Raw genomic sequence first — 10,804 nt, forward strand, 5'->3', positions numbered from 1 at the left:
CGTAATGAGACACCCGCGACCGGCCGGACCCCTCCATGATCATGGACGCTCGATGTCCGCCCCGTCATTCCCGCAGGAGCGCCCCGTGTCCACCGTCGTCGAGACCGACGTCCTGATCGTGGGCAGCGGCCCCGCCGGTGCCTCGGCCGCGCTCGCCCTGAGCACCTACGGCGTGCCCAACATCGTGGTGACCCGCTACGCGAGCCTCGCCGACACGCCCCGCGCGCACATCACCAACCAGCGCACCATGGAGGTGCTGCGTGACCTCGGCGTGGAACAGGACGTCGTCGCCCAGGCCACCCCGCAGCACCTGATGGGCAACACGACGTTCTGCACCAGCCTGGCGGGCGAGGAACTGGGGCGGGTGCGCTCCTGGGGCAACGACCCGCTCGTGCAGGCGGAACACGAACTCGCCAGCCCCACCCGCATGTGCGACATGCCGCAGCACCTCATGGAGCCGGTCCTCGTGAACGCGGCCGTCGCCCGCGGCACCCGGCTGCGCTTCGAGACCGAGTACCTCTCCCACACCCAGGACGCAGACGGCGTCACGGCCACCGTCCGCGACCGGCTGCGCGGGGACACCTACGAGATCCGTGCCAAGTACCTGATCGGCGCCGACGGCGGACGGTCCCGGGTCGCCGCGGACGCGGGGCTGCCGATGGGCGGCCAGATGGGTGTCGCCGGCAGCATCAACATCGTCTTCGAGGCCGACCTCACCCGGTACACCGCCCACCGCCCGTCCACGCTGTACTGGGTCCTCGCGCCCGGCGCGACGGTCGGCGGCATCGGGGCCGGCCTGGTGCGCTGCGTCCGCCCCTGGACCGAGTGGCTGATCGTGTGGGGCTACGACGTCACCGCGGGCGCCCCGGACCTGACCACCGAGTACGCCGAATCCGTCGTGCGGGGGCTCGTCGGCGACGACGACATCCCCGTGACCGTCAAATCGTCCTCCGCCTGGACCGTCAACGAGATGTACGCGGAGAGCTACGCGAACGGCCGCGTCTTCTGCGCCGGCGACGCCGTGCACCGGCACCCCCCGTCCAACGGCCTCGGCTCCAACACCTCCATCCAGGACGCCTACAACCTGGCCTGGAAGCTCAAGCTCGTCCTCGACGGCACGGCCCACCCGAGGCTGCTCGACAGCTACACCGCCGAACGCGCGCCCATCGGCCGGCAGATCGTCACCCGCGCCAACCAGTCCATCCGCGAGACCGCCCCGGTCTTCGAAGCCCTCGACGGGCTCTCCCCGCAGACCCCCGAGCAGCTCTGGGCCAACATCGCCGCCCGCAAGGACAGCACCGAGGCCGCCGGGAAACAGCGCGCCGAGCTGCGTGAGGCGATCGCCTTCAAGGCGTACGAGTTCAACGCGCACGGCGTCGACCTCAACCAGCGCTACCGCTCCGGCGCGATCGTCCCGGACGGCACGCCCGACCCCGGCTTCGCCCGCGACCCCGAGCTGCACCACCAGCCGTCCTCGCGCCCGGGCGCCCGGCTCCCGCACGCCTGGATCACCTCCGGCTCCCGCACGCTCTCCACCCTCGACACGGTCGGCCGCGGCCGCTTCACCCTGCTGACCGGCATCGGGGGAGAGGGCTGGGTGCGGGCGGCCGCGGCCCAGGACGTGGAGATCGCCACCGTGGTGATCGGGCCCGGGCAGGAGTACGAGGATCCGTACGGGGACTGGGCGCGGCTGAGCGAGATCTCCGACGCGGGCGCCCTGCTCGTGCGCCCCGACGGTTTCGTCGCCTTCCGGCACGCGTCCGCGGCACCGGACGCCGGCGAACTGCTCACGGGCGCGCTGCGGACTGTCCTCGGACACGCCTGAGCGCGCAATCATGGAAGCAACGGAGCCAACGGACGTCGACGACGAGGAGCCGGGATGACCACCGAAGCGACCGGGGCCGGCGTCACCGAGCAGGCCATCGCCAGCCTCCGTGGGACCGCCGACCCGCGGCTGCGCGAGCTGCTCACCGGCCTCGTCCGCCATCTGCACGACTTCGCGCGCGAGACCCGGCTGACCCAGGAGGAGTGGGAGCGGGCGATCGCCTTCCTGACGGCGACCGGGCAGGCCTGCACCGACACCCGGCAGGAGTTCATCCTGCTGTCGGACGTGCTCGGACTGTCCATGCTCGTGGAGACCGTCAACGGCCACCGCGCGCCCGGCGCCACCGAGTCGACCGTGCTCGGCCCCTTCCACATGACGGAGTCGCCGGTCCGCGCCCTCGGCGACGACATCGACCTCGTGGGCGGCGGCGAACCGTGCGTCGTCAGCGGCCGGGTGCTGTCCGAGGACGGCACCCCGCTGCCCGGCGCCGTCGTCGACGTCTGGCAGGCCGACGACAAGGGCTTCTACGACGTCCAGCAGCCCGGCGTCCAGCCCGCCGGCAACGGGCGCGGACTGTTCACCGCCGGCACCGAGGGCCGCTTCTGGTTCCGCACCTGCGTCCCGGCGCCGTACCCGATCCCCACCGACGGCCCGGTCGGCGGGCTGCTGCGCGCGACCGGGCGGCACCCGTACCGTCCCGCGCACATCCACTTCATCGCCACGGCCGAGGGACACACGCCCGTCACCACGCACATCTTCGTGGCCGGCGGCGACTACCTCGACTCCGACGCGGTGTTCGCCGTGAAGGAGAGCCTGGTCGAGGACTTCGCGGAGACCGACGACCCGTCCCTGGCCCGGGAGTTCGGCGTGCCGAACCCCTTCCGGCACGCCCGCTTCGACCTCGTCCTGGAGCGTGCCGCATGACGTTGCAGAGCTTCCGAAACGACTTCTCGTACGAGACCCGGCCCGTGCGGGTCGTCTTCCGGCCCGGCGCGGCCGTCACCGCGACCCCGGGCGAGGCCGCCCGCCTGGGCCTGCGGCGGCTGCTCGTGGTCTGCGGCAGCCGGGGCGAAGCCGTCGCCCGGGCGGTCGCGGACGCGCTCGGCGACACCTGCGCGGGCGTGCACGCCGAGGCCCGGATGCACGTCCCCGTCGAGGACGCCGACCGGGCCGTGGCGGCGGTACGGGCGGCCGGGGCGGACGGCTGCGTCGCGGTCGGCGGCGGCTCGGCGATCGGGCTCGGCAAGGCGATCGCCCTGCGCACCGGACTGCCGCTGATCGCCGTGCCCTCGACCTACTCGGGCTCCGAGATGACCCCCGTGTGGGGCCTGACCGAGCACGGCACCAAGCGCACCGGCCGCGACCCGGTCGTCCAGCCCCGCAGCGTCGTCTACGACCCCCGGCTCACCCTCTCCCTGCCCGTACCGCTGACCGTGACCAGCGGCGTCAACGCCCTCGCGCACGCCGTCGAGGCGCTGTACGCCCCGGACACCTCGCCACTGGTCACGGTCATGGCCGAGGAGGGCGTCCGCGCCATGGCGGAGGCACTGCCGCGGCTGGCCGCCGACCCGAAGGACCTGGACGCGCGCAGCCGGGCGCTGTACGCGGCATGGCTGTGCGGCTCGTGCCTCGGTTCGACCACGATGGGGCTGCACCACAAGGTGTGCCACGTGCTGGGCGGCACCTTCGGACTGCCGCACGCCGAGACGCACACCGTGGTGCTGCCCCACGCCCTCGCCTACAACGCCCCGGCCGTCCCGCAGGCGCTGGCCGTACTGCGCCGGGCCCTCGGCGCGGACGACGTGCCCCGCACCCTGTGGGAGCTGGCCGGGCGCCTCGGCGCACCGCGCTCCCTCGCCGAACTCGGCCTCCGCGCAAGCGATGTGGCACCCGCGGCCGACCGGGTCGCGGGCGAGCCGTACGCCAACCCGCGCGAGGTGACGGCGGAGGGGATCCGGTCGGTGCTGCGGGCGGCGTACGAGGGCGGGCCGCCCGCGACGGCTTAGGGGCGACATCACCGCGCCGTGCCTGATACGGCGTCAGCGCCCTGCCGTGTCGGCGGACCGCCGCACGCCCACGGATCCCGCAGGTCCGGAGCCGGCTGGGCTTGCCCGGCCGGTTCCGGCGGGCTTCGCGAGCGTCGTGGCCGAGGTCCGAACGACGGTGCCGGCGTGGCGGCCCGTGCGGTTGCAGCGCCCATGACCAGGGCTGAGGATGGAATCAGGTCCTCGGCCGCTGCCGCCGTCCCCCACCGCCCTGCGCAGGGCCGCACGCACGCGCACCGGGAGTCCACATGGACCGAGCCGACCTCTCAGCGGTGTTCTACGGGGAGGGTCCCGTACCTGTCCTGTGGGCCACGTACTGCCCCGTGCACTTCGACGTGTGGCTGGCGTTCGCCCAGCCGCCGTCCTCGCGGGGGGACGCCGGCGGCCCGGGGGCCGGCGCCGGACCGGCAGCGGTGGCCCGGACGGAAGAGCGGGGACGGCAGGACCTGATTCTCGCGATCCGCGAGGAGTACGGCGTCGAGCAGGTGCTGGAGCGATTCCGGAGCCGCGGGCTGATGGAGAAGTGCCGTCCGATCGCCGCCGGCAGCTTCGTGGCGGCGCAGCTGACCCTGAAGGAACTCGTCAGCGACATCCTGCCCCTGACCAGTCTGGCGGGTGCGGTGCGTGTCGCCCACGAACTCGCCCGCAGCGGCGGGACCGAAGGCATCGAAGCGGCCCTCGCCGGACACGTCAGGACCCCGGCCACCAGCGAGATCCACGACAGCATGGAACGCCGCCAGGAGCGCGGCCGCCACGTCACCTGGCTGTTGAGGCTGCTGCACCGCATCGTGTGCAACGCGCGGCCGGACCTGGCCCGGGACGAGACGCGGGAACGGGCCGTGACTGGCGTACTCGTGGACATGCTGGACGCCGTCGTCGTGGACACCGGCCCCGTGCGCCGGCCGCACGCACCCGTCGGACGGGTGGTCGACCGGAGACAGAAGTACCCGGTCGTCTCCGTGACGACGAACCGGCCCGCGACCGGAGCGGTCGTACGATCCCGCCGTACGATCAAAGCCGACGCGGCGGAGCAGGTCTTCTCGGTCGACACCGCCTCCATCGGCTGGGCCGTCGTCGACAGCGGCATCGACCCGCGGCACCCCGCCTTCCACGACTGGGACACCACCGGCCCGACGCCGCAGCGACTGGAGACGCGCATCGCCCGCTCCTTCGACTTCACCGGCGTACGGGACAAACTCTCCTCCGACGTGCTCGTGGACGGCCTGGTCAACTGGGCGGCCGCGCTGCCGTCCGTCGAGACCACCCCGTCCCCGGGGCGGCCCCCACGGCCACCGCCCGGCGACCAGCACGGCACCCACATCGCCGGGATCATCGGCGGCTGTTGGCCCGAGCTGGACTTCCGCGGCATCTGCCCGCGCATCCGGCTCTACGACTTCCGGGTCCTCGACGACGACGGCGGTGGCGACGAGTTCTCCATCGTCACCGCCCTCCAGGCGATCCGTCACATCAACGAGCAGACCGGGCGGTTCATCATCGCCGGGGTCAACATCAGCCTGTCGGTCCCGCACGACGTCGCCAGCCACTCCACCGGGTGGACACCCGTGTGCGTCGAGTGCGACCGCCTGACACGGTCGGGCGTCGTGGTCGTCACCGCCGCCGGCAACGCGGGGTTCGCCGGCACCGCGCGGACCGTGGGCGCCGACTACCGGGACATCAGCATCTCCGACCCCGGAAACGCGGAGTCCGTCATCACCGTCGGCTCCACCCACCGCAGCAACCCGCACCGCCACGGCGTCAGCTACTTCTCCAGCCGTGGCCCCACCGGCGACGGGCGGCCCAAGCCCGACCTGGTGGCACCGGGGGAGGACATCGACGGCCCCATCCCCGGCGAGGGCATCTCCGCCATGCACGGCACCAGCCAGGCGGCGGCCCACGTCAGCGGAGCCGCGGCCATGCTGCTGGCCCGCCACCGGGAGTTGCTCGGCCGCCCGGAACGCGTGAAGGAGATCCTGTGCGCAACGGCGACGGACCTGGCTCGCGAACGCCACTTCCAGGGCCATGGGCTCGTCGACGTGCTGCGTGCCATCCAGTCCGTCTGACGGAACGGTCCACCAGCCAGGAGCCGACATGCTCACCTTCGATTTCCTCGACGCCCGCCACGGCGACTGCTTCCTCGTCCACTGGGGCACACCGCACGAGCGGGTCATGCTCGTCGACGGCGGTCCCAGCGGCGTCTACCGGGCCACACTTCGCGGCCGGCTGCAGGAGCTCGGCGTACCGGACGGCGGCGGCCCGCCGCACCTCGACGTCGTGTGCCTCTCCCACGTCGACGACGACCACGCCGGCGGGCTCGTCCGGCTCTTCCGCGACATGAGGCAGGCCCAGCAGGACGGGGACGCCCCGCCGTACGCGGTGGACGCCCTGTGGTTCAACTCCGTGGAGGAACTCGTCGACCGGCGCGCCCCCGGGCTGAGCGCCTCCGTCCGGCCGCTCCTGGAACGCGCCGCCACCGACGCCGCGGTCGGGGCGAGCTACAACCAGGGCCGCGACATCCGCAACGCGGCGACTGCGCTGCACCTGGAGGGCAACGCCCCGTTCGGCGGACCGCTCACCGAGGGCGCCGAGGCCGTCCTCGACGACCTGGACGTGACGGTCGTCGCACCCGACCAAGAAGCGCTGGAGGAACTGGAGGAGCGGTGGCGCAAGGCGAAACAGCGCGGCGATCCCGACGTCATCACCGCGGGCTACACCGACGGGTCGGTGCCGAACCTCTCCAGCATCGTCCTGCTGCTGCGCCACGAGGGCCGCACCGCCCTGCTCACCGGTGACGCCCGCGGCGACCGCGTCCTGGCCGGACTGCGCGAACTGGGCCTGCTCGACGACTCGCAACCCCTCCACGTCGACCTGCTCAAACTGCCGCACCACGGAAGTGACCGCAACGTCGAAGCGGGCTTCTTCGAGCAGGTGCGGGCCGACCACTACGTCATATCCGCCGACGGCGTCCGCCACCACCACCCCAGCGAGGACACGCTGCGCTGGCTCGTCGAGTCCCGGGCACCGGACGACGAGTACGTCATCCACCTGACCAACCACATCCCGTTCGCCGAGGAGGAACTGACGCGACTGAGCGAGGGCCGCGCCTTCGGCGTCGACGTCCGGGCGCCCGCCGAGCAAGCGCTCCTCATCACGATCGGAGACCGGCCATGACCACCTCCCGGCAGGCCCCCGCCCCTTCCGCACCTTCCGCGCCCCGGGCCGGCGCCGCGCCGGACGCCGGTCCGCGGTGGGCCGTGGACTCGCCCGCCGCCGGCACCGGCCTCGCGGCGCGTCCCTGCGGCGACACCCTCCGCCCCGCCGAACCACCGGCCACCGCTCACCCGGTCGCGCTCGCCCTGTCCGGCGGCGGGTTCCGCGCCACCCTCGCCGCCCTGGGCTTCGTGCGGCTGCTGGCCGACACCGGGCTGCTCTCCCGGCTGCGGTACTCCTCGTCCGTGTCCGGCGGTTCGGTCGCCAACGGCTTCCTGGCCACCGCCTGGCCCGCGCTGCGGCGGGAGAACTTCACCGCGGACGCCGTCGACGAGCTGGTCGTCGCCCCGGTCGTCGACCGCGTCTCCTCCCGCTCCCTCAAGCGTGCCCTCGTCGGCGGCCTGTGGCGGACCCTCGGCCCATCGACCCGGACGGACCTCCTGGCCCGGCGCCTGGACGAGTGGTTCCTGCGGGAGACCGAACTGGAGCGGCTGGACCCGGAGGTGCGCTGGATCGTCAACGCGGCCAACCTGACCACCGGGGCCCGCTTCACCTTCGAACGCGACGTGTACGGCGACTACACCATCGGCCTGGCCCCCACGGCCGGCACGCGGCTGCGGCTGAGCCGGGCCGTCTCGGCCTCCGCGGCCGTGCCCGGCGCGTTCCCGCCCGTCGTCCTCGACCCGGGACCCTTCCCGTGCGCCACCCACCCGCCGGCGCTGCTCGACGGCGGTACGTACGACAACACCGGCCTGGAGGCCATCGACTCGGACCGCTACCGGCAGACCTTCCTGTGCGTCCTCAACGCCGGGGGTCTGCTGCGCCCCGGCGTGTACGGGCGCGTCCCGGTGGTCCGGGACCTGGCCCGGGCGAACTCGCTGCTGTACCGGCAGAGCACCACACTGCGGACCCGTGCCGTCGTCGAACGCTTCGAGCGCGCGAGGGCCGCGGGCCCGGACGGTGAAGTGCCGCGCGGCGCCCGCCGCGGGGTCCTCGTCCAGCTCTCCACCGACTTCCCGGCAAACGGCCCGGACGCCCTGCGCCGCTGGCGCGCGGCCTTCCCCGAAGACCCCTCCTTCGACGGCCGGCACCTCGCCCTCGTCCCGACCGTCTTCGACCGACTCGACCCCGGCCTGTGCCGGGCTCTGGTCCACCGCGGCTGGTGGCTCGGCGGCGCGGCCCTGGCGGCGTACCACCCCGAGCTGCTTCCGGACGACCTGGCAGCGCTGCGCCCGCCGGAACGGTGACACTCCGTCGACCGACGGAGGCGCGACACCGGTCCGGCCCAGGACTCGCGGACAGAAGGTGACCGCAAGTCTTCCTAGGGTCGGGGCATGACCCAGACGCGAAAGATTCTTGTCACCGGCGCCACCGGAACCGTCGGCCGTCAGGTAGTCGCCGAGCTGCTCGCCCGGGGCCACGAGGTGCGTGCTCTGACGCGCGACGCGGCGAAGGCCGCCTTTCCGGCCGGTGTCGAGGTCGTCGAGGGCGACCTGACCGCACCGGACGGCCTGGCCCCCGCCCTCGAGGGGGCCACCGGGCTGCACCTGATCACCTTCGGCGGTGCCGCCTTCAGCCCGCTGGAGACCGGCCCGCGGATCCTGGAACTCGCCCGCGCGGCCGGTGTCCGCCGGGTCACCGTGCTGCACGGCGGCGGGCCGACCCCGCTGGAGGACGCGGTGCGCGCCGACGACGGTGTCGACTGGACCGTGCTCATGCCGGTCGAGTTCATGGCCAACGCCCTGGAGTGGGCGGACGGGATCGCGGCCTCGGGCGAGGTGCGGGAGCCGTTCGTGGACCGGCTGAGCGCGATGGTCCACGAGGGCGACATCGGTGCCGTCGCCGCGGTCGCGCTGACCGAGGAGGGCCACGGGGGCCAGGCGTACGTGATCACCGGCCCCGAAGTGCTCACCGTCGGCGACAAGGTGAAGACGATCGCCGAGGCGGCAGGACGGGAGATCGCCCTCGTCGAGCTGACCGAGGAGCAGGCCGTCGAGGGATGGCGGGCGGCGGGCCTGCCGGAGGATGTCATCGGCTTCCTGCTCGAGGCGTACGGGAACACCCCGGAGGTGGGCCGCACGGTCGCCGGCACCGTCGAGAAGGTCACCGGCCGCCCGGCGCGCACCTTTGCCCAGTGGGCCGCCGAGCACGCGGACGCCTTCCGGGAGCGGTCCTGACTGTCTCGTATTGAGACACCCGCCGTACGGAACGGTCCTTCAAGATCGACAAGGGGGTGTGACCGTAGCAAGCTGCGGCCGGCGGCGTGCGCCGAATCGCCGCCGGCGGCCGCTGAGGAAAGGTGAACGACATGGCCCTCGCACTGCTCAGGCGTCGGCGGCACAAGAGCGCCTCGGCCGCGGCGGCGGGCCTCGCCCTCCCCCTGCCGCCCGGTGCGGGTGCCGTCGCCCGCGAGGTGGTCGACCCGATGGGCTCGCCCCTGGCCGCCGCGGACGTCACCGTCACCGCCCTGGACACGCACCGGGTGGCCGCCCGCGGCACGACCGACCCCTACGGTTACTTCCTCGCCGCGCTGCCGCCCGGCCGGTACAGCGTCCTCATCTCGGCCGAGGGCCTGCGGCCGCACCGCGAGACGATCGAGACGGCCGCGGGCATCTCGACGCCCACCGAGCGGGTCTGGCTGCAACCGGCCGAGGCGCTCCAGCTGCCGACGCCCGGCACCTGGCTCTTCGACCCGCCGCACACCGCGATCCGGTTCATCGCCAAGCACGTCGGCATGGCCCATGTGCACGGCCGTTTCGAACGCTTCGACGGCGGCATCCAGATAGCCCAGGACATGGCCGACTCCCGCGTGCGCGTCCGCATCGACGCCGCCAGCATCACCACCGGCAACACCACCCGCGACAACCACCTGCGGTCCGCCGACTTCCTGGACGTCGAGCGCTTCCCGTACATCGACTTCACGAGCACGCGCTTCGCCTACCGGGGCGGCAGCAAGTGGTCGCTGCTGGGCTCCCTCACGATGCACGGCGTGAGCCGCTCGGTGGCCCTGGACACCACCTACCTCGGCACCGTGAACGGCGGCTACGGCGAGGAACTGCGCTGCGCGGCCCTGGCCACGGCGGAACTGCACCGCGAGGACTACACGCTCAACTGGCGTTCCATGCTGGCCCGGGGCATCGCGGTGGTCGGCCCCACGGTGCAACTGGAACTGGATGTCCAGGCGATGTATCGCACCCACGACACCCCGACACCGCCGGAGTAGCGGTCCGGCACCTACCCGGCGTCCGGCCACACCTCCGGCGGCCGCGACGGTTCCGGGCCGGATCGCCGCTCCGCCGCCCGGGCGTTCTCGTTCCGCAGCGCCGTCAGCCAGGGCCAGAGATCCGGCAACGGCTGCTTCGCACACGCCAGCCGATGCTCGATCCGGCACCGCTGGGATCCGTCCGGCGGGCACACGCCGTACACCGTGACCCGGCCGTCCGACAGCTCGATCCAGCGGTGCTCCGCGGGCACGAGATGCGCCAGGACCGTCACCCCCGGCTCCAGCAGAACCCAGTCCTGCTCCAGGGTCGCCACCCGGTCCTGCGGCAACCGGCACAGCGGACACGCGTATTGGCCGACCTGTAATCGGCGCGGCCCGTCATCAGAAGCCCCCATAGGGCCAGCGTCCGCAGTCACCGGCCCGGCGAGTAGAGCGCGAACCGGACGAGGAATCCGAGGCGTGATGACACCACAGGGATGAAGCGAGGCTCGGCAGGTGCAACCA

Annotated in this window: 9 protein-coding genes; 8 read left to right on the forward strand and 1 reads right to left on the reverse strand. The window is 73.2% G+C overall.

The genetic code is table 11. The features are described 5' to 3' along the window. Window positions 1-52 precede the first annotated feature (52 nt). The 8 genes from ACH4G3_RS04460 (at window position 53) to ACH4G3_RS04495 (ending at window position 10,300) form a co-directional block, all read left to right on the forward strand. Window positions 53-1,825 carry an FAD-dependent oxidoreductase gene (locus ACH4G3_RS04460; RefSeq protein ID WP_397623031.1) on the forward strand — a complete coding sequence of 591 codons (1,773 nt, stop codon included), beginning with the start codon at window positions 53-55 and terminating at the stop codon, window positions 1,823-1,825. A 54-nt stretch (window positions 1,826-1,879) separates the two neighbouring features. Beyond that, complete coding sequence (locus ACH4G3_RS04465) at window positions 1,880-2,749, forward strand: intradiol ring-cleavage dioxygenase (RefSeq protein WP_397623032.1); 870 nt, start codon at window positions 1,880-1,882, stop codon at window positions 2,747-2,749. Beyond that, the gene (locus ACH4G3_RS04470) at window positions 2,746-3,831 is read left to right on the forward strand and encodes a maleylacetate reductase (protein WP_397623033.1); all 1,086 of its coding nucleotides are present in this window, start codon (window positions 2,746-2,748) and stop codon (window positions 3,829-3,831) included. Before ACH4G3_RS04465 ends, ACH4G3_RS04470 begins: the two co-directional genes overlap by 4 nt. Before the next feature lie 287 nt (window positions 3,832-4,118). Continuing rightward, entirely contained in the window at window positions 4,119-5,930 is a 1,812-nt protein-coding gene (locus tag ACH4G3_RS04475) for a S8 family serine peptidase (protein WP_397623034.1), read from the forward strand. A 28-nt stretch (window positions 5,931-5,958) separates the two neighbouring features. Further along, window positions 5,959-7,038 (forward strand): ComEC/Rec2 family competence protein, encoded by a 1,080-nt coding sequence (locus tag ACH4G3_RS04480; RefSeq protein WP_397623035.1) that lies wholly within the window; start codon window positions 5,959-5,961, stop codon window positions 7,036-7,038. After that, window positions 7,035-8,324 (forward strand): patatin-like phospholipase family protein, encoded by a 1,290-nt coding sequence (locus ACH4G3_RS04485; protein ID WP_397623036.1) that lies wholly within the window; start codon window positions 7,035-7,037, stop codon window positions 8,322-8,324. Before ACH4G3_RS04480 ends, ACH4G3_RS04485 begins: the two co-directional genes overlap by 4 nt. Window positions 8,325-8,411: 87 nt before the next feature. Next, entirely contained in the window at window positions 8,412-9,254 is an 843-nt protein-coding gene (locus ACH4G3_RS04490) for an NAD(P)H-binding protein (protein ID WP_397623037.1), read from the forward strand. A gap of 131 nt (window positions 9,255-9,385) precedes the next feature. After that, a complete protein-coding gene (locus ACH4G3_RS04495) occupies window positions 9,386-10,300 on the forward strand; it encodes a YceI family protein (RefSeq protein WP_397623038.1) in 915 nt (304 codons plus the stop codon). An 11-nt stretch (window positions 10,301-10,311) separates the two neighbouring features. On the opposite strand, the gene ACH4G3_RS04500 is transcribed toward ACH4G3_RS04495, so the two are convergent. After that, a complete protein-coding gene (locus tag ACH4G3_RS04500) occupies window positions 10,312-10,695 on the reverse strand; it encodes a DUF6083 domain-containing protein (RefSeq protein WP_397623039.1) in 384 nt (127 codons plus the stop codon). Between the last annotated feature and the right edge of the window lie 109 nt (window positions 10,696-10,804).

Origin of the sequence: Streptomyces afghaniensis, from assembly GCF_044327915.1 — a bacterium.
Taxonomy (GTDB): domain Bacteria; phylum Actinomycetota; class Actinomycetes; order Streptomycetales; family Streptomycetaceae; genus Streptomyces; species Streptomyces afghaniensis.

What these genes read in the sequence shown, in the direction of transcription:
- ACH4G3_RS04460 (WP_397623031.1), top strand. Translation starts at nt 53, where the DNA reads ATGTCCGCCCCGTCATTCCCGCAGGAGCGCCCCGTGTCCACCGTCGTC.
- ACH4G3_RS04465 (WP_397623032.1), top strand. Translation starts at nt 1,880, where the DNA reads ATGACCACCGAAGCGACCGGGGCCGGCGTCACCGAGCAGGCCATCGCC.
- ACH4G3_RS04470 (WP_397623033.1), top strand. Translation starts at nt 2,746, where the DNA reads ATGACGTTGCAGAGCTTCCGAAACGACTTCTCGTACGAGACCCGGCCC.
- ACH4G3_RS04475 (WP_397623034.1), top strand. Translation starts at nt 4,119, where the DNA reads ATGGACCGAGCCGACCTCTCAGCGGTGTTCTACGGGGAGGGTCCCGTA.
- ACH4G3_RS04480 (WP_397623035.1), top strand. Translation starts at nt 5,959, where the DNA reads ATGCTCACCTTCGATTTCCTCGACGCCCGCCACGGCGACTGCTTCCTC.
- ACH4G3_RS04485 (WP_397623036.1), top strand. Translation starts at nt 7,035, where the DNA reads ATGACCACCTCCCGGCAGGCCCCCGCCCCTTCCGCACCTTCCGCGCCC.
- ACH4G3_RS04490 (WP_397623037.1), top strand. Translation starts at nt 8,412, where the DNA reads ATGACCCAGACGCGAAAGATTCTTGTCACCGGCGCCACCGGAACCGTC.
- ACH4G3_RS04495 (WP_397623038.1), top strand. Translation starts at nt 9,386, where the DNA reads ATGGCCCTCGCACTGCTCAGGCGTCGGCGGCACAAGAGCGCCTCGGCC.
- ACH4G3_RS04500 (WP_397623039.1), bottom strand. Translation starts at nt 10,695, where the DNA reads ATGGGGGCTTCTGATGACGGGCCGCGCCGATTACAGGTCGGCCAATAC.